The sequence below is a fragment of the Nocardioides sp. SR21 genome, from assembly GCF_022761125.1.
Taxonomy (GTDB): Bacteria; Actinomycetota; Actinomycetes; order Propionibacteriales; family Nocardioidaceae; genus Nocardioides.
The window spans coordinates 291,169-311,700 of sequence record NZ_JAKWJR010000001.1 but is presented as its reverse complement, the minus strand read 5'-3'; the positions used below and the strand labels follow the sequence as shown (position 1 = coordinate 311,700).

Annotated in this window: 24 protein-coding genes and 1 tRNA gene; 8 read left to right on the top strand and 17 right to left on the bottom strand. The window is 71.8% G+C overall.

Annotated features, from left to right (window positions below; all coding sequences use genetic code 11):
- Positions 1-37: 37 nt before the first annotated feature.
- The 5 genes from MJ604_RS01600 to MJ604_RS01580 all read right to left on the bottom strand — a co-directional run bounded on the left by MJ604_RS01600 (position 38) and on the right by MJ604_RS01580 (position 5,270).
- A complete protein-coding gene (locus MJ604_RS01600) occupies positions 38-673 on the bottom strand; it encodes a hypothetical protein (RefSeq protein WP_243056522.1) in 636 nt (211 codons plus the stop codon).
- A gap of 226 nt (positions 674-899) precedes the next feature.
- A complete protein-coding gene (locus tag MJ604_RS24115) occupies positions 900-1,565 on the bottom strand; it encodes a response regulator transcription factor (RefSeq protein ID WP_243056521.1) in 666 nt (221 codons plus the stop codon).
- The gene (locus MJ604_RS01590) at positions 1,562-3,640 is read right to left on the bottom strand and encodes a histidine kinase (RefSeq protein WP_243056520.1); all 2,079 of its coding nucleotides are present in this window, start codon (positions 3,638-3,640) and stop codon (positions 1,562-1,564) included. Before MJ604_RS01590 ends, MJ604_RS24115 begins: the two co-directional genes overlap by 4 nt.
- 86 nt (positions 3,641-3,726) lie before the next feature.
- Positions 3,727-4,209, bottom strand: coding sequence for a hypothetical protein (locus MJ604_RS01585; RefSeq protein WP_243056519.1), 483 nt, complete (start codon positions 4,207-4,209; stop codon positions 3,727-3,729).
- Between the two features lie 35 nt (positions 4,210-4,244).
- The gene (locus MJ604_RS01580) at positions 4,245-5,270 is read right to left on the bottom strand and encodes a hypothetical protein (protein ID WP_243056518.1); all 1,026 of its coding nucleotides are present in this window, start codon (positions 5,268-5,270) and stop codon (positions 4,245-4,247) included.
- 191 nt (positions 5,271-5,461) lie between these two features.
- On the opposite strand from MJ604_RS01580, the gene MJ604_RS01575 reads away from it, so the two are divergent.
- Entirely contained in the window at positions 5,462-6,970 is a 1,509-nt protein-coding gene (locus MJ604_RS01575; protein WP_243056517.1) for a hypothetical protein, read from the top strand.
- A 32-nt stretch (positions 6,971-7,002) separates the two neighbouring features.
- Positions 7,003-7,431 carry a RidA family protein gene (locus MJ604_RS01570; RefSeq protein WP_243056516.1) on the top strand — a complete coding sequence of 143 codons (429 nt, stop codon included), beginning with the start codon at positions 7,003-7,005 and terminating at the stop codon, positions 7,429-7,431.
- Positions 7,432-7,724: 293 nt separating this feature from the next.
- Here MJ604_RS01570 and MJ604_RS01565 read toward each other — a convergent pair whose 3' ends face one another.
- A complete protein-coding gene (locus tag MJ604_RS01565) occupies positions 7,725-8,759 on the bottom strand; it encodes a CARDB domain-containing protein (RefSeq protein WP_243056515.1) in 1,035 nt (344 codons plus the stop codon).
- Between the two features lie 2 nt (positions 8,760-8,761).
- Complete coding sequence (locus MJ604_RS01560; RefSeq protein WP_243056514.1) at positions 8,762-9,469, bottom strand: hypothetical protein; 708 nt, start codon at positions 9,467-9,469, stop codon at positions 8,762-8,764.
- A gap of 132 nt (positions 9,470-9,601) precedes the next feature.
- Between MJ604_RS01560 and MJ604_RS01555 the strand changes: the two genes are divergently transcribed.
- Complete coding sequence (locus tag MJ604_RS01555; protein ID WP_243056513.1) at positions 9,602-10,924, top strand: DUF2252 domain-containing protein; 1,323 nt, start codon at positions 9,602-9,604, stop codon at positions 10,922-10,924.
- A 9-nt stretch (positions 10,925-10,933) separates the two neighbouring features.
- Here the strand turns inward: MJ604_RS01555 and MJ604_RS01550 are convergent, their stop codons facing one another.
- On the bottom strand, positions 10,934-11,374 hold the full coding sequence (locus MJ604_RS01550; RefSeq protein WP_243056512.1) for a MarR family winged helix-turn-helix transcriptional regulator: 441 nt from the start codon (positions 11,372-11,374) through the stop codon (positions 10,934-10,936).
- A 42-nt stretch (positions 11,375-11,416) separates the two neighbouring features.
- Between MJ604_RS01550 and MJ604_RS01545 the strand changes: the two genes are divergently transcribed.
- On the top strand, positions 11,417-11,842 hold the full coding sequence (locus MJ604_RS01545; protein WP_374458330.1) for an organic hydroperoxide resistance protein: 426 nt from the start codon (positions 11,417-11,419) through the stop codon (positions 11,840-11,842).
- 150 nt (positions 11,843-11,992) lie between these two features.
- Here MJ604_RS01545 and MJ604_RS01540 read toward each other — a convergent pair.
- From MJ604_RS01540 to MJ604_RS01510, 7 genes are all read right to left on the bottom strand, one after another.
- Positions 11,993-12,068, bottom strand: a tRNA-Ala gene (locus tag MJ604_RS01540).
- A 60-nt stretch (positions 12,069-12,128) separates the two neighbouring features.
- The gene (locus tag MJ604_RS01535; RefSeq protein ID WP_243056510.1) at positions 12,129-12,947 is read right to left on the bottom strand and encodes a hypothetical protein; all 819 of its coding nucleotides are present in this window, start codon (positions 12,945-12,947) and stop codon (positions 12,129-12,131) included.
- 61 nt (positions 12,948-13,008) lie between these two features.
- Entirely contained in the window at positions 13,009-13,608 is a 600-nt protein-coding gene (locus tag MJ604_RS01530; RefSeq protein ID WP_243056509.1) for a GNAT family N-acetyltransferase, read from the bottom strand.
- Positions 13,605-14,084 carry a molybdenum cofactor biosynthesis protein B gene (locus MJ604_RS01525; protein ID WP_243056508.1) on the bottom strand — a complete coding sequence of 160 codons (480 nt, stop codon included), beginning with the start codon at positions 14,082-14,084 and terminating at the stop codon, positions 13,605-13,607. Before MJ604_RS01525 ends, MJ604_RS01530 begins: the two co-directional genes overlap by 4 nt.
- Positions 14,081-14,563: a cyclic pyranopterin monophosphate synthase MoaC gene (moaC, locus tag MJ604_RS01520; protein ID WP_243056507.1), complete on the bottom strand. Its 483-nt coding sequence runs from the start codon at positions 14,561-14,563 to the stop codon at positions 14,081-14,083. Before moaC ends, MJ604_RS01525 begins: the two co-directional genes overlap by 4 nt.
- Entirely contained in the window at positions 14,563-15,783 is a 1,221-nt protein-coding gene (gene glp / locus MJ604_RS01515) for a gephyrin-like molybdotransferase Glp (protein ID WP_243056506.1), read from the bottom strand. The genes moaC and glp overlap by 1 nt, the downstream gene beginning before the upstream one ends.
- Positions 15,776-17,155 carry a UTP--glucose-1-phosphate uridylyltransferase gene (locus tag MJ604_RS01510; protein ID WP_243056505.1) on the bottom strand — a complete coding sequence of 460 codons (1,380 nt, stop codon included), beginning with the start codon at positions 17,153-17,155 and terminating at the stop codon, positions 15,776-15,778. Before MJ604_RS01510 ends, glp begins: the two co-directional genes overlap by 8 nt.
- A gap of 32 nt (positions 17,156-17,187) precedes the next feature.
- Here MJ604_RS01510 and MJ604_RS01505 point away from each other — a divergent pair, with 32 nt between their 5' ends.
- The 4 genes from MJ604_RS01505 to MJ604_RS01490 all read left to right on the top strand — a co-directional run bounded on the left by MJ604_RS01505 (position 17,188) and on the right by MJ604_RS01490 (position 19,168).
- Positions 17,188-17,772, top strand: a complete 585-nt coding sequence (locus MJ604_RS01505) for a 5-formyltetrahydrofolate cyclo-ligase (protein WP_243056856.1) — start codon at positions 17,188-17,190, stop codon at positions 17,770-17,772.
- 41 nt (positions 17,773-17,813) lie between these two features.
- Positions 17,814-18,101: an FmdB family zinc ribbon protein gene (locus MJ604_RS01500; RefSeq protein WP_243056504.1), complete on the top strand. Its 288-nt coding sequence runs from the start codon at positions 17,814-17,816 to the stop codon at positions 18,099-18,101.
- Positions 18,102-18,163: 62 nt separating this feature from the next.
- Positions 18,164-18,787, top strand: coding sequence for an SAF domain-containing protein (locus MJ604_RS01495; protein WP_243056503.1), 624 nt, complete (start codon positions 18,164-18,166; stop codon positions 18,785-18,787).
- Between the two features lie 9 nt (positions 18,788-18,796).
- Positions 18,797-19,168, top strand: a complete 372-nt coding sequence (locus MJ604_RS01490) for an MscL family protein (RefSeq protein WP_243056502.1) — start codon at positions 18,797-18,799, stop codon at positions 19,166-19,168.
- A gap of 6 nt (positions 19,169-19,174) precedes the next feature.
- Here the strand turns inward: MJ604_RS01490 and MJ604_RS01485 are convergent, their stop codons facing one another.
- Positions 19,175-19,348 carry a hypothetical protein gene (locus MJ604_RS01485; protein WP_243056501.1) on the bottom strand — a complete coding sequence of 58 codons (174 nt, stop codon included), beginning with the start codon at positions 19,346-19,348 and terminating at the stop codon, positions 19,175-19,177.
- Entirely contained in the window at positions 19,345-20,517 is a 1,173-nt protein-coding gene (locus tag MJ604_RS01480) for an LCP family protein (RefSeq protein ID WP_243056500.1), read from the bottom strand. The genes MJ604_RS01485 and MJ604_RS01480 overlap by 4 nt, the downstream gene beginning before the upstream one ends.
- Positions 20,518-20,532: the final 15 nt, after the last annotated feature.

The window sequence follows — 20,532 nt, the reverse complement described above, 5'->3', positions numbered from 1 at the left end:
GGGAAGTTGCCCGATTGGTGCCGTGCCGCAACAACGCCTACGGGCGGAAGACGCGCGAGGTCAGGCGGCCGTGGCGCAGTCCGAGGCCCGGAGCCACATCGCCCTGGACGAAGTGCCCCTCCTGGGTGGTGCGGAACACGGCCCCGAAGGCCTGGACCCGGACCCATGTGGGGTCTCCGAGGCAGTCCGCGGGCACTCGGACGACGACGCGGTTCAGGCGGTAGTCGACGCGGTGCGACACGCACTCGGCGACTCCATCCAGCATCGACGTGCCGTGGGGGTCGCGCCGGCTCGCGTACATCGAGATGGATCCGATCACGTTCTCGGACGTGAACAGCGTCCCACCCGCGACCAGCCGTGGCGCGCGCTGCGTGGGTCGCCGCAGCTCACGGAACTCGGTGACGATCTCGATCTCGCTCGGACCGTAGGTGACCGTCATGCTCCGCACGTCGCCGTTGCTACGGGTCGGCGCCGCGGTGCCGTTCCCCGCCTCCTCGTCGCGGACGTCGATCTCGCGCACGTCGTGAGCGGGGTCGGCCACGGTGATGGTGCTCGGCCGGTCGTCACCGGCGGCCAGCGCCGGGCCGGGGACCGAGGTCGCCGTGACCACGCCGACGAGCAGGAGCGAGGCGACCGTCGCGCCGGCGAGCAGTCGGGGTGAGGAGAGCTTCATGGCCGGACCGTAACCGGACGGAATCGGTCGAAAAGAATCCCGTCGGGTCGATCTCGCCCGATCGCGACCAATGTCCAGTGCCGCACCTGGACGGAGGTCCTAGGACCGTGGGCGGTGGTCGCAGCTTCACCATGTGATGCAGGCGAACCCGCACTTCACATGGTCTGCACGCCATGAGAAGTGCAGGTTCGACCACTGAACATGGTGAAACATCACGCACCGATCCCTACGGACGGTTGGTGAGCCCGATCCCGGCCTCCCGCGCCTTGACGACCAGCGCGGCCCGGTCGTTGACGTCGAGCTTGGTGAAGACGGCGTACACGTAGTTGCGCACGGTCTTCGGCGTCAGCACGAGGGCCTGGGCGATCGCGGTGTTGTCGTGGCCGCGGGCGACCAGCTCGAGCACCTCCCGCTCGCGCTCGGTCAGCTCCTGGAACGGTCCACCGGTCGCGGTCCGGGCGCCGGTCAGGTAGGAGACCGCGACGTCGGCCACCTCGGGTCCGAGCGTGACGCCGCCCGCCGCGACCGCGCGGATGGACCGCTCGATGTCGGCCGGCTCGGCGCCCTTGAGGAGGTAGCCGCGAGCGCCGGCGCGCATGGCGGTGAACACGGCGTGGTCGTCGCCGGACATCGTGACCACGAGGATGCCCGTCCCGGGGGCGCCCCGCAGGATGTCCCGGGTCGCGTCCACGCCGGAGCCGCCGCCGAGGTCGAGATCCATGATGACGACGTCGGGCCGGGACTCCACCACCACGCGGACGGCCTCCTCCTGGCTGGCCGCCTCGCCGATGACCTCGAACCCCTCGATCTCGGAGAGGAGCGCCGCCATCCCGATCCGGAACGTCGGGTGGTCGTCCACGATGACGAGACGAACCTGGGGGATCTCGGTCACGGCAGCACCATACGCAGCCGCGTGCCCCTGCCCGCGTCGCCCGGACCGATCTCGAACGAGCCGCCCTGCTCGCCTGCCCGCTCCTGCATCGACCTCAGACCCACCCCTCGTACCGAGGCCGGGTCGATCCCCGAGCCGTCGTCGACCACCTCCAGGGTCGTCGGCGCCGCATCACCGCCTGCGACCGTGATCACCACCCGCCGGGCGCGACCGTGCCGGTGCGCGTTGAGCAGCGCCTCCGAGGCGACGTGGTAGACCGCGATCTGGTGTCGGGTGTCGAGCTCGCCGAGGCGGCCGCAGTCGACCTCCACCGTCAGGCCCGAGGTCTCGAACCGGGCACCGAGCGCCTCGAGGGCACCACCCAGGTCGCCGTCGTCGAGCGCGGCCGGCAGCAGCGAGCGCGAGAGCAGCCGCACGTCCTGGATCCGGTGCGTGAGCTCCTCCTGGAGCTCCCGCAGCAGGTCCCGGGTCCCGGCGACGTCGTGGTCGAGGCGTCGCTCGGCCGCGGCGATGCCGAGCCCGATGCCGGCGAGGGCGGGACCGATGCCGTCATGGAGGTCCCGGCGCAGCATCCGGCGCTCCTCCTGGCGCACCTCGACCAGGCGGGTCGTCGCGGTGTTGAGCCGGGCGTTCACCGTCGCCAGCTCCAGCGAGATCCCGACGAGGCCGCTCATCTGCTCGACCAGGCGCAGCGAGCGTACGTCGAGCGCCTGCCCGGTCGGAGCGACCACGAGCAGCGACCCCAGCTCCCGGCCGTCGACCAGCAGCGGCACGTCGTGCGCGTCGTCGTTCCAGCTCGTGGCGTCCCCGCCGGTGGTCGCGACGACGGCACCAGCTGCGTCCCGGATGTCGACCCTCCCGAGCCGCATGTCGTGGGCGAGCGTCCGGGCGATCGCGTCGAGACCACCCGAGTCCGTGGACGTGGCGGCGACGCTGCCCAACGCACCGATCAGCGCGACCGGGTCCTTCGACCGGCCGTAGACCAGGTGGTCGGCACGTCGCTGGATCCAGGAGCGCAGCGGTTGGGAGGCCACCAGCAGGATCGCGAGGGCGACCATCGCGGCGACGTCGGCCGAGGCCGACAGCTGCCGCTGGACGAACCACGCGGCGACCACGTAGCTCAGCACCAGGGCGACGCTCAGCGACAGCCACACGATCGCGCGGTCGACGGTCACCTCGATGCCCCACAGCTTCTGGCCGAGCACCACCACGAGCAGCGCCCCCGGCAGGAACGCCTGCGCGGCGATCAGGCTGGCGCCCGCGAAGTCGGTCGCGACCTGCTCGAGGCCGTCCGGGGCAGGGAACACGATCGGGACGTAGGCGATCGCGAAGAAGAGCGCGCCCCAGGCCAGCCACCCGTAGCCCCGACCCTCGTCGCCGTACACGACGCGGATCCACGCGAGCCGGGCCGCGCCGGCCAGGCCGAGCACGACGCAGAGACGGTCCGGCCAGTACCCGAGGGATCGCCTCAGGTCCACGAACGCGTCCGGCATGACGGCGAGCGGGTTGTCGAACCCGAGGTACGGCGCGGTCACCTCGGCGAGCACCCGCCAGGCGATCGCCACCACGCCCACCGCGACCACGGCGTGCACCCAGCGGGGGTTCGGCCGCGGCGAGACCAGCCAGGGCAGCACGGCGATCGACGCGTAGGTCCCGGGGATCCAGATCCAGGCCGACATCACCCACAGCCACGCGGGCGCCCACAGCTCCGGATCGGTCGCCGCGAGCCCCAGGTACTGGGTGAGGAAGCCGGAGATCCCACATCCGATCGCGCCCGCGACCAGGATCCACACGACCGGGTGCCGCGACCGAGGAAGCATCAGCAGGCAGGCGCCCCCGTAGACGGTCGCCGTGAGCACGTCCATCACCCAGAACGCGACGTAGCCGGGCGCGGCTCCGTTGACGAGCAGCAGCGCGACGGCGGCGCCCGCGAAGGTCCACGCCAGCGCGGCCACCGCGATGCCGGCGAGCTGCCACGGCCCGGCCGCCCACATCAGGACGGGCTGACGCCGCCGCACCGCCATCATCGTCGGTGGTGCGACCGCCGCCACGCCGCCCGGTTCACGTGCTCCCATGCGCCGCATCATCGCCGATGGGAGCGCCCGACTTTCAGGGCCTGGTGTCCCGGTCTGCCGGGGCACCGGTCCGGACGACAGCGCCGTCAACGCCCATCGAGCTGGATCTCGTACTTCCCGTACCCCGGCACGACCAGCAGCTTGACGTCGCCGGCCTGGGCCGTCACCCCGTGACCGCCGTCCTCGGAGACGGCGCCGTACGGCGCGAACGCCTCGAGGTAGCCGGCGACGACGTCCGCCGGCTCCGCGTCACTGAGGTAGCCCAGGTTGACGCCGACCCCCGCGTTTCCGGTGATCGCGCACAGCGTCGCGTCGACCGGGGGCTCGGGGAAGTCCGCCGGCACGAGGTCGGCGTCGGCGAGATCGGGCGTCATCCCGCCGCCCATGGGGAACGCCGCGAAGCACTCCTCGTCCTCGACCGACGGTGCGTCCTCCTCGGCCGGGGTCGCGACGACCCCGCCCCGGTCGGAGGCGGCGACGTCGGGGTCGTCGCTGCCACAGGCGGCGAGGAGGCACAGGACGGAGGTCGCCACGGCGACGGCCGCGAGGCGGGAGCGCGTGGTGCGCATGGAGGTTCTCCTGAGGTCGTGGTGGAAGGTGCGGGTCACGAGCGGCGGCGGTCGAGGTCGGCCGGCGACCAGTCCGGCTGCCCGGCGTTCCGGATCAGCAGCTGCGGGTTCGGGCAGCTCCCCGTGTCGAGCGTGGTCGTCCAGATGCCGTCCGGCTCCTGCCAGGCCAGGACCTTGCTGTCCGGGGAGAACGTCGGACCCGCGAGGCCCTTCAGCTCGCTGGTGACGCAGAGCCAGGTCGGGACGGGCGGTGGCGTGCCCGTGCGTGCGTCGCCGGTGACCGAGTACCAGGCGATGGTGGCGCTGTCACCGTAGCCACGGACCGCCGCCAGCCAGCGGCCGTCGGCCGAGAGCTCCGCGTCCTCGAGGTCGGTGCTCTCGCCGATGCCCACCTGGGCGACGTCCTGGTCGTCGAACCAGTGCACCGGCTCCGCGCCGAGGTCCTTGAACGAGATCTGGTGCAGGTAGCCGCCGCTCTGGATGGTGCGGCGGTTGCCGACCCACGACGGTGACCAGTAGTAGGTCTGGCCGTACCTCGACGCCGGCGTGAGCCGGTCGGTGCGGGTGATCCCGGTCCCGGTGTACGCGTCGCACGGGACGCCGACCGAGCAGCCGTAGGAGTAGAACGTGTAGGCGACCAGCTTCCCGTCGGGAGAGATCGCGACCTGGACCGGCGGACCGTCCAGGGGATGGCTGACCTCGTCGGTCAGCGGCCGGGGGTTCATCCGCTTCAGGACCTTGCCGTTCTGCCGCATCACCACGACGTGCGGTCCGTGCCCGGCCGCGATGACCCCGTTGTCGGACTGCGAGGGCGAGACGTACGGCGTGGTCGCCGTACCGTCCCTGGTTACCTGGCGCAGCCCGCGTCCGTTGCCGCGAGCGATCCACACGTCGTGCTTGCGGATGAACACGAGGGTGCCGGGGCCGGTCGCCGCTCGGGTCGACGACCCGATCGACGCACCCGGAGCAGCGGGCGCAGCCTCGGCGACCGGCCCAGCACCTGCGAACGCCACGACAGCGGCGAGGAGCGCCGTCGCGGACGACGCGAGCTTGAACTTCATGAGACCCCCAGGAGATCGAGTGAGCCTGCAGTCTCCGGAGCGTCGCGACCCGGCGGCCAGGGACCGATGTCCCCGGATCGATGGGCATCCAGCGCGGACGCGCGCGCCCGAGGTGGCGGGGACGTCTGCCCCTGGCACCCGTGCCGTCGCGGTCGGGATCGTCGCGGGTCCACCTCGTCGAAAGGACCACCGTGACCATCACGAGTCGCACCTCTGCCGCCCTGGCGGCCGGCGTCGCCGGCGTCGCCGTCCTCGTTCCCCTGTCGTCCACCCCGCCGGCGGCAGCGGCCACGAGCGCCGGCTCCATCGTCTTCATCAAGGACCACAACGTCTGGATCGCGGGAGGCGACGGCGCCGACCCGCGGCCCCTGACGACCGACGGGTACGACGCCCTGCCGTACCGGAACCCCAGCCAGTCGGACACGGGCCTGGTGGCCGCGTCGAGGTACGCGACGATCGTGACGCTGGACCAGCAGGGCAACCGCGTGGCCGAGATCGACCCGCCCGCCCTGCCCGGTTCCGGCGGCCACCCCATCGACGGGGCGCCGGTCGCGGTCTCGGTCTCGCCCGATGGCCAGCTCATCGCCTACTCCTTCGCCGAGAGCTGCGGACCCGGCTGCGGCTTCCGCACCGCCACCGGCTACGTCAGCAGCGCCGGCACCGACCCCGCCGCGAAGGGCACGACCTACCTCGTCGACCCGTCGTGGGTCACCAACACCCGAACCCTCCAGAGCGGCGGCTACGGCTCCCAGGTGATGATCCACGACGTAGGACCGGCGGCCCCGCGTCACTGGTTCGACGACGGCGACATCTGGGACCCCAGCACGGACTACGGCAACGTGGAGGTCTCGCCCGACGGCACGCTGCTCGCCGGCGTCCGTGGCACCGGCGACATCCTCACCTACCGCGTCAACGGCGACGTCAGAGGCGGCAACCCTCCGCTGCCCGCCGACGGCTGCTTCCTCGACGACGACACCGACCGGCTCTCGGACCCGACCTGGGGTCCCGACAGCGACACGCTCGCGTTCTCCGGCGCCGAGGGGGTGTTCACGTTCGACGACGTGAGGCGCAACGTCTGCAGCGAGGGCACCATCACCCTGATCATCCCCGGCGGCAGCGAGCCCGACTGGTCGGCGAAGCAGCTGTCGGCTCCGGCGATGAACTCGGTCACCATCCCCGAGATCACGGGGAAGGCGGTGGTCGGCGGCACGCTCCGCGCGAGCAACGGCACCTGGACGGCCCCACCGACCGACTACACCTACCAGTGGTTCCGGGAGGACTCCGCCATCGCCGGAGCCAACGACGCGAGGTACGTCGTGGGCCGCGAGGACGCCGGCAAGCGCATCCGGGTCGTGGTCACGGCCGACCGCCCGGGCTGGCCGACCGGATCCTCGAACAGCCACGCGGTATCCATCGCGGAAGGCACGCCCGACGAGCTGCGGAACACGCGCAAGCCGGCCATCCAGGGCAAGGCCACCGTCGGCCGGACCGTGAGGGCGACGCCCGGCGCATGGACGCCCACGCCGGCCAAGGTCTCGTACCAGTGGCTGCGTGACGGCGCGACGATCCAGGGCGCGACCGGCGCGACGTACCGCGTCACGCGGTCCGACCGACGGCACCAGCTCAGCGTCCGCGTGACCGCCGTGCGCGGCGACAGCCGGGCGAGCGCGGCCAGCAGGGCCGTGACGGTACGCCGATGATCCCCGGGTCATCGCCCCGTCCCGGAAGGGCCGTGCCGACCTCCGTCGACCTGGTTCGCCCTCCGGGCCTGGCCGACGGGATCGGCTACGCGTACGCCGCGGTGACACATCCGGCGGGCCTGGTCTTCACCGCGGGCGCGTGTCCGCTCGACGACGACGGCGCCATCGTGGCGCCGGGCGACGTCGCGGCGCAGGCCGCACGCACGATGGCCAACCTGGCCACCGCCCTCACTGCGAGCGACTGCTCTCTCACCGACGTCGCGAAGACCACGGTGTACGTCGTCGCCGCTGACCGGTACGACCTGGTCGACGCGTGGCACGTCGTCCGGGCCGCCTTCGGCGACCACGACGCTCCCAGCACGCTGGTCGGCGTCTCCTTCCTCGGCTACCCCGACCAGCTGGTGGAGGTCGAGGCGGTGGCCGTCCGGACCCGGAAGGCAGACGACTCAGCGACCGGGTGAACGGGATGGTGAACGGGATGGTGACCGGGATGGTGACCGGGAAGGTCGCACGGGCGACGCAGATGCAGCGACTCCCGGACTCGATGGGGCGGGTCCGGGAGTCGCTGTCTTAACGGGGCCATGGGCGAGCCCCGGCCGAGGAGCTCGGGACGCTGGGGGGCGGGCCTCGCGACATCCTCGGACGCCGTGCTCGCTCGCTGGCGGGCTCTCGACGTACCCCGAGCCTGCATCACGACCCGGCCCACCCGTCAGGGGCAGTTGTCCCCGATGCGCCGGGAGCCGGGTCGGGACGACTACCGCAGGGTGAGCGTGAGGGTGCCCTCGACCTCGTCCCACCGAGACGCCGTCCCCATGTCACCGAGGAAGCTCTCGACGCGGTAGTGGATCGAGCCCCCGGAGCGAGACGTCTCGACGAAGTCGATGTCGTTGGGGGTCAGCTCCGCACCGGTCGTGGTCTTCGAGTACGGGTCGCAGGGGTCAGCGCCCCGGCCGGTGTAGGTGTCCTGCTCGGTCCAGCCGGCCCGCAGGTTGATCCCGAGGTGCACCCCGCTGAGGTCGAGCTCCGTGATGCTGCCGTTGATGTCGTCGGTGAAGGGGTCACCGGTGTAGGCCAGGAGGCCACCTCCCGTGACCGTGCGCTCGCGGTGCATGACGCAGTCCTCGTCCTCCTCGTGGCGCGCGGTCGACCCTTCGCGGGTGTAGGTGCTGCCGGTGCTGGCGAACGTCGGGTCGAGAGGGTCACCGTCGACGGCCATGGCGATCGAGGCGGACGCGGTGTGGTCCACGGTCGTCGTGGCACCGGTGGCCGGGTCGGTCGTCTGGCGGTACTCCGTGAAGGTGAGGTCACCGGTCAGCGTTCCGTGGATCTCCCGGTCGACGTCCACCGGCGTCTTGGAGGTACGACAGTTGTTCTTCTCGTTGCTCTCCTCGACCTGCTTGCGCGCGTCGGCGCAGACGATCACCCAGTAGCGACCGCTGGCCTTCGGCGGGACGGCGACGGTGCCGCTGGCGGCCTTCCTGCTCCGCTGCTGCAGGCTCTTCACCGCCACCGTCCCGCCGACGACGTCGCCCGCGCCCTGGACGCGGTCCTTCGACAGGTAGAACCGCAGTGAGCTCGACCCCGCGGCCGCCGTCCCCGTGTTCGAGACCGTCGCGTCCACGCCGAACGAGCTGCCGGCTCGGGCGACCCCCGGCGGCTTGCTCACCACCGGGACCACCAGGTCGGCTCGTCGGGGCGCTGCCGCCGCTCCCTGTCCCGGCACCATGATCGGCAGCGTCGCCGCCACCAGCGCGCCCATCACCAGGGCCGTCGTACCTCGTGTCCGCATCTCTACTCCGGCCACGCGGTGGTGATCGGCGAGCGGCCGACCGCCAGCCAGATGCCGGCGACGACCAGGCCGAGCAGCACCATCGCGGGCAGGCCGGGCACGCCGGCGACCGCGACCGCTCCCAGCAGCGCCGCGGCGAAGACGCCGGCGACGGCGCCGAGCACCCGGCTGACCAGCCGGTCCCCGAAGGCCATCCAGGCCAGCCCGAAGCACGCACCGAGCAGCGGCACGAAGGCGATGTAGGGGCTGAAGTCGTTCATCATGTAGTAGGCGTAGAGCCCCTGGTCGTCGTACGTGCCGTGCTCTCCGCCTCCGGGGAGGTAGTTGCCCAGGGCGCCGCGCCACCCGAAGGCCAGGGTCACCAGGGCGGACGTCGCCACGGCGCTGAAGGTCACCAGGTGAGCACCGGTCGACGCCGGGAAGTGGCGAGCGACGCGCTGGTGCCACACCGCGGCCAGGACCAGCAGGCCCAGCGCCGCGAGGTAGCCCAGGATGCCGGCGAGCCGGAACGCCTCGTGGCTCAGCGCCGCCGCGGCCTCGGCGGTCACGGGGTGGTCGTAGTCGGTGCCGTTGGCATCGACGCGGGTCTCGGAGAACAGCGCGACCAGGCCGAGCACGCCCGTCGCGCTGGCCAGCAGTGGCCAGGCGGTGAAGCGCCGCTGGGACGCCGGCGCCTCCGCGGCGCTGTCCAGATGGTCGGTGGTGTACATCGTTCCTCGCTCTCGTCGTGGGGTCGACGGACCGGCTCGGGCCGCCGTCGCGGTGAGCCTGGTGGGCCGGGCGGCCCGGGTGGCAGATGTACGAGTCCCCGGTTCCGGAGGTGGCCGACCTAGGCTGAGTCGATGGGAAGCCGAGACGACGCGCGCAGCCAGCAGATCACCGACGTGCTCAGCGACGCGTTCGCCGATCTGCTCCACAGCGACCCGCACGGGTTCCGCACCAAGTTCCGCAAGATGGCGGCCGACCCGTTCGCGTTCTTCCGCGGCTCGGCCTGCCTGTTCTCCGCCGACGTGGCCGAGATCGACGACCCGTGGGCCGACGAGCGGACGTCGCGCGTGTGGATCCACGGCGACCTGCACGTCGAGAACTTCGGGACCTACATGAACGACGAGGGCTTCCTGGTCTTCGACGTGAACGACTTCGACGAGGCCTACCTCGGGCACTTCTCGTGGGACCTGCGCCGCTTCTGCGCGAGCCTGGCGCTGATGTGCTGGCAGAAGGCGCTGCCCGAGGACGACGTCCGCGAGCTGGCCGCGATCTACCTCCGCTCCTACCTCGAGCAGGTACGCCGCTACGGCGAGACCGAGGACGACCTCGGGGAGTTCTCCCTCCGTCTCGACAACACCGAGGGACCGTCCCACGCGGTGCTCCAGGCGGCGCGGGCCCAGACGCGGATCGCGATGCTCGAGTCGATGACGGTCGTGGACGACTACGAACGCCGGTTCGTCGACGGCGACCGGACCCGCCACCTGAACGCCGCCGAGCGCTCGCAGGTCCTGGCGGCGTTCAGCCGCTACCTCGAGACCATCCCGGAGGCGAAGCGGTTCTCCCAGCCCGTCTTCTACGACGTCAAGGACGTGGTCGCCAGCACCGGCTTCGGCATCGGCAGTGCGGGGCTGCCGGCGTACAACGTGCTCATCGAGGGCTTCAACCAGGCGCTCGAGAACGACATCGTGCTCGCCATGAAGCAGGGCAACCGCCCCGCCCTCAGCCGGGTGGTCGCCGACGACCGGCTCGAGGGCTTCTTCGAGAACGACGGGCACCGCACGGTCGTCAGCCAGCGCGCGCTGCAGGCCCACGCCGACCGGCTCCTCGGCTGGACGACCATCGACGGCACCGGCTTCGTGGTCTCCGAGCTGTCGCCGTACGAGCTCGACCTCGAGTGGAGCGACGTCACCGAGCCCGACGAGATGGCTCCCCTCCTGGCCGACCTCGGCCGCGCCACCGCCAAGGTGCACTGCGCCTCCGACGAGGACAGCGACGAGCAGCTCGTCGACTTCCAGACCGAGGAGGCCATCGTCGCCGTCATCGGCGACCGCGAGGACGAGTTCGTCCAGGAGATGGTGGACTTCGCGGTGGCGTACGCCGAGACCGCGCGGCGCGACCACGCGCTCTTCGTCGACGCGTTCCGGGCCGGCGAGGTCGCAGGCTTGTCGGCGACCTGAGCCGGTGACTCAGTCCCGGACCGCGGCCAGCACCTCGTCGAGCCGCCGACGCAGGTCCTCGACCTGCTCGATCGTGAGCGGCTCGGCCGCGATCAACCCGGCGGGCACCTCCGCGACCTCGTCCTGCAGGTCGACCCCGGACTGCGTCAGCTCCACCAGCACCCGCCGCTCGTCGTCCGGGTCGCGGCGGCGCACGACGTGCCCCATCCCCTCGAGCCGCTTGAGCAGCGGGGTCAGCGTGCCGGAGTCCAGTTGGAGCCGGTCGCCGAGCTCCCCCACGCTCGGCGTGCCCGATGCCTCCCACAGAGCCAGCAGCACGAGGTACTGCGGATAGGTGAGCCCGACCGGGCCGAGCAGGTCCGCGTAGGCCCGCGTCATCGCGCGGCTCGCCGCGTACAGCGGGAAGCAGATCTGCTGGTCGAGCGCCAGCTGCGGATGACGGACAGCCATGCGGTCAGTTTAGCGTTGACCTATTAAATTGTGCGCAATATGATTGCGCGCATGACTTCTCTCTACACCGCTTCCGTGGCCGCGACCGGCGACGGCCGCAACGGCCACGTGCAGTCCACCGACGGCGTCCTCGACCTCGACGTCCGCCTCCCGCGCGAGCTCGGCGGGTCCGGCGGCGCCGCGAACCCCGAGCTGCTCTTCGCCGCCGGCTACGCCGCCTGCTTCCACAGCGCGCTCCGCCTCGTTGCCGGCCAGGCGAAGGTCGACACGACCGACTCCGAGGTCGTCGCGGACGTCTCCCTCGGCAGCAACGACGCCGGCGGCTTCGAGCTTGCCGTGCGCCTCGAGGTCAGCGTGCCGAATGTCGAGGAGGACGTCGTGCGTCAGCTCGTCGAGCAGGCACACCAGGTCTGCCCGTACTCCAACGCCACCCGCGGGAACATCGACGTCGCGATCGAGCTCGCCTGACGTCTCCACCGGTCCGCCACTTCCCGGAGCGCCCGAGTCGTCCGCCTGAGGACGGTCCCATGACAAGGCGAGAGGCGGACGACCCGCAACCACCGCTCACGGCCCCAGAAAGCAGACAACCCGCAGCCTCCGGCTGCGGGTTGTTCATGGTGGTGGAGCTGAGGGGATTCGAACCCCTGACCTTCTCATTGCGAACGAGACGCGCTACCAACTGCGCCACAGCCCCAGGACTTGCGGTGCGAAACGTTAGCACCCGCGATGCGCGGGCACCGAATCGGCCCTGGCGTCAGGAGCCGGTGGCCCGCTCGCCGTTGTCGCGGGACTGGCGCGCGGCCTTGTCGGCCTGCTCGGCCTCGCGCGCGAGCTGCGCATCGGCGTCGGTGCGGCCCGACGTCCAGACGCCGGTGTCGTCGAACGCGATGGTCCGGACGGTGCGGGTCGCGGCCGGCTTGGTGACGTACGTCGGCAGCGTGACCGGCACCGGGTCCCACAGTGCCGGGTCGACGACCGCGGCCATGCCGGCCGAGGTGTCGGCCATCGGGTCGATCTCGTCGGTGTCGGCCTCGACCTCGGCGGCCGGGGCGGCAGCGACCTCGGTCGCGGGCTCGGGCTCCTCCTCGGCCGGGACGAACGGCAGCCGGGCCTCCGGCGCCAGCGCCTTGCGCTCGCCCTTCACCATGATCCGGCAGGTGACCAGCCACGCGGCCAGCACGGCGACCGGGATCGCGACGTACCACCAGGAGATGACGCCGAAGGCGGCGACGCCGGTGACCGCGAGGGTCGCGACCAGGATCAGGGCGAGGACGTTGCGGCGGCGCTGGGTGGCCCGCTTGGCCGCAGCTCGCCGCGCGGCCGGGCTCAGCGGCTGCTTCGCGGCGGCCGGGGCCGGCGTGGCCTCGACGGTCGCGGCCGGCTGGCCGGGCGTCACCAGCTGGGACTTGCGGCTGTCCACGGGCTCGCGGCGAGCGAGCACCCGCATCGTGCGCGAGAACCGGTCGACGGAGCGGCCGCGGACGTCGTCCTCGTGGTGACGGAGCGCCATCGGGACGAGGTAGGCGGCCCACGCCGCAGCGAGGGCGACGAAGATGAGTGCGCTCAGGTCCACGAGACAGAGGTTATGAGCGGTACCTCAGGTCTCCGGGGATGTCTACAGGTGTGTCGCAAAATCACTCGTGTGACTCGTGGGACGAGAGCCGTGCGAGCAGCCCTTCCGGGCACTCCTCGCGCGTGATCGCGTAGAGCCGATGGTCACGCCAGGCGCCGTCGATGTGCAGGAACTTCGGCGCGTACCCGACCTCCCGGAGCTCGAGCTTCTCCACCACGCGCAGCGAGTTGGAGTTCTCCGGACGGATCGCGACCTCGACCCGGTGCAGCCCGGCGGTCGTGAAGCAGTGGTCGATCACCAGCGCGACCGCGCGCGGCATCACCCCACGGCCGGCGTACTCCCGTCCGAGCCAGTAGCCCACCGACGCGAACTGCGCCGACCCACGCACGATGTTGTTGACGGTCACCTGCCCGGCGAACCTGCCGTCGACCTCGACGGCGAAGGGGTACGTCGTCCCTGCCCGCGCTTGGGAGTGCAGCCGCCAGACGAGACCGCGGAACGACGTGGGGCGCGCGCTCGACCCCGGCGGCGCGGTCGCGTCCCAGGGCCGCAACCAGCTCGCGTTCGCGCGGCGCAGGTCGCGCCAGGCGCGGGCGTCGGAGTAGGTCAGCGGGCGGAGGGTGACCTCACCCGTCGAGAGCCACGCCGGCCATCCGCTCAATGGTCGCTCCCGACGACCTGCTCGACGGCGTGCACCAGGACGGGCCGCAGCACCTCGAGACCGTCCTTCACGCCACCCCGCGAGCCGGGCAGGTTCACGACCAGGCACTGGCCGACGACACCGGCCAGGCCGCGCGACAGCATCGCGGTCGGCACGCCCTTGCTCACGCCGTACGCCCGGATCGCCTCGGCGATGCCCGGCACCTCGAGGTCCAGCAGTGCCCGGGTGACCTCCGGCGTGCGGTCGGTCGGGGTCAGCCCGGTGCCGCCGGTGGTGAGCACCACGCGCGCTCCGCCGCTCGCGGCCTCGGCGATCGCGACGCCCACCGGCTCGCCGTCGGGCACGACGACGGGGTCGGCCACCGCGAAGCCCAGGTCGGTCAGGAAGTCGACGATCAGCGGCCCGGTGGTGTCCTCGTAGACGCCGGCGGCCGCACGGTTGGACGCCACGACGACCTCGGCCCGGAGGCTCGTCATCGCGACCAGTCTCCCGACTTGCCGCCGGTCTTGGTCTCGACGCGCACGTCGGTGATCACCGCGCCCTTGTCGACGGCCTTCACCATGTCGACGACCGTCAGCGCCGCGACCGAGACCGCGGTGAGCGCCTCCATCTCGACGCCGGTGCGGTCGGTGGTCTTCACGGTCGCGAGGATCTCGACGGCGTCGTCGGCGACCGTCAGGTCGACCGTCACGCCGGAGACGGCGAGCGGGTGGCACAGCGGGATCAGCGCCGGGGTCTGCTTCGCGCCCATGATCCCGGCGATCCGCGCGACCGCGAGCGCGTCGCCCTTCGGGACGCCCTCGCCGCGCAGCAGCGCGACCACCTCGGCGGACACGAGCACCCGCCCGGACGCGCTGGCGGTCCGGGCCGTGACGTCCTTGTCGGACACGTCGACCATCCGAGCAGCACCCGTCTCGTCGACGTGCGTCAGGCTCCGCCGGTCGACAGCAGACATCAGAACTCCTCGTCGAGCCTCAGGACCTGGACCTGCTCGCCGGCCGCGACCGAGGTGGCGTCCTCGGGCACGACCACGAGCGCGTCGGACGATGCCAGATCCCCGATCAGGTGGGAACCGTGTCCACCCACCGGCGTCACGACGCCGTCGGAGTACTCCGCCCGCACCAGCTGCCGCCGGCCCGCCGGCGACGTGATCGGGTGGGTCAGCTTCGCCTCGACCGTCGGCCGGGCGTACGGCGTCCGCCCCATCAGCTTGCGCAGCGCCGGCAGCACGAACATCTGGAACGAGATGTACGACGAGACCGGGTTGCCGGGCAGCGTGAAGATCGGCGTCCGGTCCTCCCCGACGTGCCCGAACCCCTGCGGCTTGCCGGGCTGCATGGCGACCGGGCCGAACCAGACGGTCCCGAGCGGCGAGAGCGCCTCCTTGACCACGTCGAAGTCGCCCTGGGACACACCGCCACTGGTGACGACGACGTCCGCGCGCACCAGCTGGTCGTGCACGGCGTCGAGGAAGGCCTGCGGCTGGTCCGGGACGATCCCGACCCGGTAGGCGATCGCGCCGGCGGCGCGCGCGGCGGCCGCGAGGAGGTAGGAGTTGCCGTCGTAGATCGAGTCGTGGCCCAGCTCGGTGCCCGGGTCGCGCAGCTCGGAGCCGGTCGAGATCACCACGACGCGGGGCCGCGGCGGGGTCAGCACGCTGGAACGGCCGACGGACGCGATCAGGCCGACGTGGCGCGGTCCGAGCACGGTGCCCTGTGAGACCAGCACCTCGCCGACGGAGACGTCCTCGCCCGCCGGTCGCACGTGCTGGCCGGGGTTCGGCGCCTGCTCGATGCGCACCTGGGCCGTGCCGCGGTCGGTCCACTCGTACGGCACCACGCTGTCGGCGCCGGCCGGCACGGGCGCGCCGGTCATGATCTTGGCCGCCGTCCCGGGGGCGAGCGCGAGCAGGCGGGCCTGCCCGGCTCCGATCTCGCCGACCACCGGCAGGTGCACGGGCGCCTCAGCGGACGCCGTGGCGACGTCGGCGTGCCGGACGGCGTACCCGTCCATGGCGGAGTTGTCGAAGGACGGCAGGCTGACGCCGGCGACGACGTCCTCGGCCACGGGCAGGCCGAGCGCGTCCATCAGCGGCTGCTGGAACGCCGGCAGCGGCTCGAAGGCCGCCAGGATCCGGGCGAGGTACTCGTCGACCGAGGTGACGGCGTCAGCCATCGGTGAGGACGGTGTCGGGGGCGACCCGGTTCGCGGCGCTCGCCTTGAGGCTCACGTCGCCGACCACCTGCACGCCGTGGCCGAACGTCCAGTCCCCCTCGACCTTCAGCGCCGAGGCCTTCTTCATCGACGGCGCACCCTCGGGGAAGCGCCGGTCGAAGTCGCTGACCAGCTTGTAGTAGTCGCTGTCGAGGTCGACGTACGGCAGCTCCGCGGAGACCTGGTCGAGGACGAAGTCACCGCCGATGTCGTAGACGTCGGAGCGCAGCACCAGCAGGTCGTTGGTGGTCTTCACCGGCACGAACCGGTCGCGGCCGACCTCGATCAGCCGGGAGCCCTCGAACACTTCGACGGCCGCACCCATCGCGGACTCGATCTGGATGACCTCGGGCGTGGACGGGTCGCCGGGGTCGAGCGTCTTCACGTTGCGGATCAGCGGCAGCCCGAGCACGCCCTCGCGTGCGTCGAGCACGTCGCGCATCGCGACCAGGTCGAACCAGAGGTTGTTGGTCGAGCAGAACTTGTGCCGGTCGAGGTCGGCCAGCGCCTCCAGGTCCTCCTTGAGCGTCTGCGCGGTCTCACGCAGCACGATCCGGCCGTCGTTCTTGCGGCGCGCGAAGTGGCCGCCCTTCTTGTCGGAGGGCGTACGCCGGACCGCCTCGATCGCGAACGGCGCGCCGGTGCTCGCGAACCACCCCGCCACCCGGGCGTCGGGGACGGCGCCGAGGTTGTCGGAGTTGGAGACGAACACGCGCTGGTAGCCGGCCTCGATCAGCTGGTCGAGCAGGCCGGTGCCGCGCAGCGCGGTGTAGAGGTCGCCGTGCCCGGGCGGACACCACTCGAGGTCGGGGTCCTTGGGCCAGCTCGCCGGGGAGAGGTCCTTCTTGAGGAGCTTGGGCTCCTTGTTCTGCAGGAACTCGAGCGGCAGCCCCTCGACCTGCAGGTCCTCGTAGCGCGCGAGCGCGGCCATCGTGTCCGCGGAGGTGCGGAAGCTGTTCATGAAGATCATCGGGAGCGGGGCGTCGTACGCCGTGCGCAGGTGCAGCACCTGGCGGGCGATGATGTCGAGGAACGACAGCCCGCGGCGCACGCACAGCAGCGACTTCGCGCGGTCCATGCCCATCGAGGTCCCGAGCCCGCCGTTCAGCTTGATCACGGCGGTCGTCCGGATCGCGGCGGCGGCGTCCTCCTCGGACACCTCGACCGATGCCAGGGACTCCATGTCCACCGGGTCGATGGACGTCTCCGGGATCATGCCCGTCTCGCCGTGCTCCAGCAGTCGGTAGTAGTGGGCGAAGGTCTCGATCGCGACCTCGTCCACCCCGGCGTCACGCATCTTGTCGCGTGCCCGGTTCAAGCCAGCGCTACCCATGTTCACGATCGTAGGCTTCCCGCGTGAGCGGCATGCAATCACCCGCCAAGATCGCGGTTCGGGACCAGTTGCTGGCGGCCCGCCGGAGCCGGTCGCTCGGCGAGGTCTCGGAGGCGGCGCGGGACCTGGCCGACCACCTGCTGGCGGCACCGGTGGTACGCCGAGCGGCGACCGTGGCGGCGTACGTCTCGGTCGGGAACGAGCCCGGGACCGCTCCCCTGCTCGACGGCCTGCGCGCGGCCGGGAAGCGGGTGATCCTGCCGGTGCTGCTGCCCGACAACGACCTCGACTGGGCCGTCTACAGGTCCGACGCCGACCTGGTGGCTGCGTCGCGCGGCCTGTTCGAGCCCTCGGGCGACCGGCTCGGGCGCGACGCGATCGCGACCGCCGACGTCGTGCTCGTCCCCGGTCTCGCGGCGTCGAGCGCCGGCGCGCGACTGGGCCGCGGCGGCGGCTCGTACGACCGGGCGCTCGGCCGGGTGCCGGTCGGCACCTTCACCTGCGTGCTCCTGTACGACGACGAGGTCGGCGTCGACGTCCCCGTCGAGCCGCACGACCGGGCGGTCGCCTGCGCGGCGACGCCATCAGGCCTGGTCCTGCTCGACCGTCGGCTATGATTGGCACTCGTCCGGGTCGAGTGCCAGCGAGGGAACAACCAGTGCCGACTTACCAGTACGCCTGCACCGAGTGCGGGCACGCCTTCGAGCAGGTCCAGAGCTTCAGCGACGACGCGCTCACCACCTGCCCCGAGTGCCAGGGCAGGCTCCGCAAGCTCTTCAACGCCGTCGGCGTCGTCTTCAAGGGCTCCGGGTTCTACCGCACCGACAGCCGCGGCTCGTCGACCGCGTCGGAGTCGGCGAGCACCACGAAGACCGAGACCAAGACCGAGACGAAGTCCGAGTCGAAGCCGGCCGCGACCGCGAGCACGTCCTCGTCCTCCGACTGAGCCCATTCGGGGGCCTGTGGAGGACCGGCTCGCGCCGGGCCGAACTCTCCTAGCGTCGAGGCATGCGTGACCGCCTCGCCTCCGTCGTCCGCCCGGTACGCCGGGCCGTGCTCGCCCGCCGCCGGCTGCTCGCCGCCGCCCTGACCGCGGTCGCGGTGCTGGCCGGGCTGCACGCCACTGCCGCGCCGGCCCCGCCGCACGTGTCCGTGCCGGTCGCCGCGCGCGACCTGCCCGCCGGGACGGTCCTGTCCGCCGGCGACCTCACCCCGGTGGACTTCGCCCCCGGATCGGTCCCGGCCGACCTGTCCTTCGACGCGGCCGGCCGCACCCTCGCCGCTCCCCTGCGCGCCGGCGAGCCCGTCACCGACGTACGTCTCGTCGGGCCGGCGCTCACCGAGGGGTACCCCGGCCTGTCCGCGGTCCCGGTGCGGCTGCCCGACGCGGGCATGGCCGGCCTGCTCCGCGTCGGCGACCGGATCGACCTCGTCGCCGCCGATCCTCAGGGTGGCGGCGCCGACGTCGTCGCGTCCGGCGTACCGGTCCTCGCGATCCCGGACGTCGAGCCCGAGGTCGGCGCCTCCGGCCTCACCGGTCGGCTCGTGGTCGTCGGCGCGCCGCCCGACGAGGTGGCCGCGATCGCCGACGCGTCGGTGCGGACCTTCATCACGATCGCCTTCACGGGTTAGCGTCGCAGCATGACCGGATTCAAGAACTTCATCCTCCGCGGCAACCTCGTCGAGCTCGCGGTCGCCTTCATCATGGCGGGCGCCTTCGCGGCCGTCGTCACCGCGACCGTCGGCGTGATCATGGACCTGATCGGCAAGCTCGGTGGCGTCCCCGACTTCTCGGAGTACCTCTGGCACGGCATCTCGGTGGGCGCCTGGCTGACGGCCGTGATCTCGTTCCTGGTCATCTCCGCGGTCGTCTACTTCTTCATCGTGACGCCGTACACGAAGGCCAAGGAGCTCTACTTCCCGAGCGAGGAGCCGGGCACGCCCGAGGACGTCAAGCTGCTGCAGGAGATCCGCGACCTGCTCGCGTCCCAGCAGGGCCGCCCGACGCCCTAGCCGTCCCTAGCCGCCGTGGTGCGGGGGCACCTGCTCCCGCAGCCACGTGTCGGAGGCGGACTCGCCCGCGGTCGCGTCGTCGTCGCGCTCGTCGCGGGTCGTCTCCGGCAGCGCGTCGCCGAAGACCTCGGCCAGCCGCTTGCGCCGCTGCCAGTCGGTCTCGGGACGGGGATCGGTCATGTGCAGAGGCCCGCGTCGGCGAGGGCCTGCGAGTCGGCCTCGTTCTTCGGCCCGTTGTTGGAGCCCGAGCCGGGCAGGTCCCCAGCGCTGATGACGTCCTGGCTGAGCTTCTTGGTCAGCGGCTCGTCGTGGGCGATCTTGTCCCAGACCTCCGACGCCTGCGGCTCGGTCCACACCAGCCGGTTCGGGTCGTTCGGGTCGGGGATGTTCGGGATCGTGATGAACTGGATCTTGTCCAGCCCGGTGTCCTTGAACTGCACTCCCAGGTCGGCGATCTTCACGATGTTCTTCAGGCCGGGATCCACGGTCAGCGAGGCCGTCGCGGCATTGAGGAACCGGATCAGCCGGTCGGGCCGGGCCAGCACGCCGGCGGAGACGACAGAACTGGTCATCGACGCGATGAACGCCTGCTGCCGCTTCATCCGCCCGGTGTCGGAGCCGTTGCCGACGGTGTAGCGGGCCCGGACGTAGTTGAGCGCCTCGGTGCCCTCGAGCTTGCGGGTCCCGGCCTCGATGTTGATGCCGTGGGCCGGGTCGGCGATCGGCTCCGGGATGCACATCTCGACGCCGCCGACGGCATCGACCATGTCCTTGAAGCCCTCGAAGTTCACCACGACGAAGTGGTCGAGCTTGATGTCGGTCAGCTCCTGGAACTGCTGGATGGTGCACGCGGGGCCACCGAGGCCGAACGCCTCGTTCCACATCACGTAGTCGGCGCCCGGGATGGTCTCGCCGTCCTCGGTCTTGCAGTCGGGCCGGTCGACCATCGAGTCGCGCGGGATGCTGATGCCGTACGCGCGCTGCCGATCCGCCGACACGTGCAGCAGGATCGTGGTGTCCGAGCGCTGACCGCCGCCGGTCAGGTTGTCGATGTTGCAGCCCTCGCAGTCGCGGCTGTCGGAGCCCATGACCAGGATGTTGAGCGGCTCCTGGGGGCCCTCGACCTCGATCTTCGTGGGCTGGTCCGTCAGCTGGTCGGCGATGTCCAGGACGTTGAGGTTGCTGTTGAGGTGCCGGTAGAGCCAGATGGTCCCGAGTCCGGTGACCATCGCGAGGACGAGTACCGTGACCAGCAGGACCTTGCCGACCGTGTGCCGCTTGCGCACCTTCCCCCGCCGCTTGGGCGCGGTGGAGTCCGGCTGAACGCTCTCGGGCGCAGCGTCGGACATCGACTCACCTCGGGG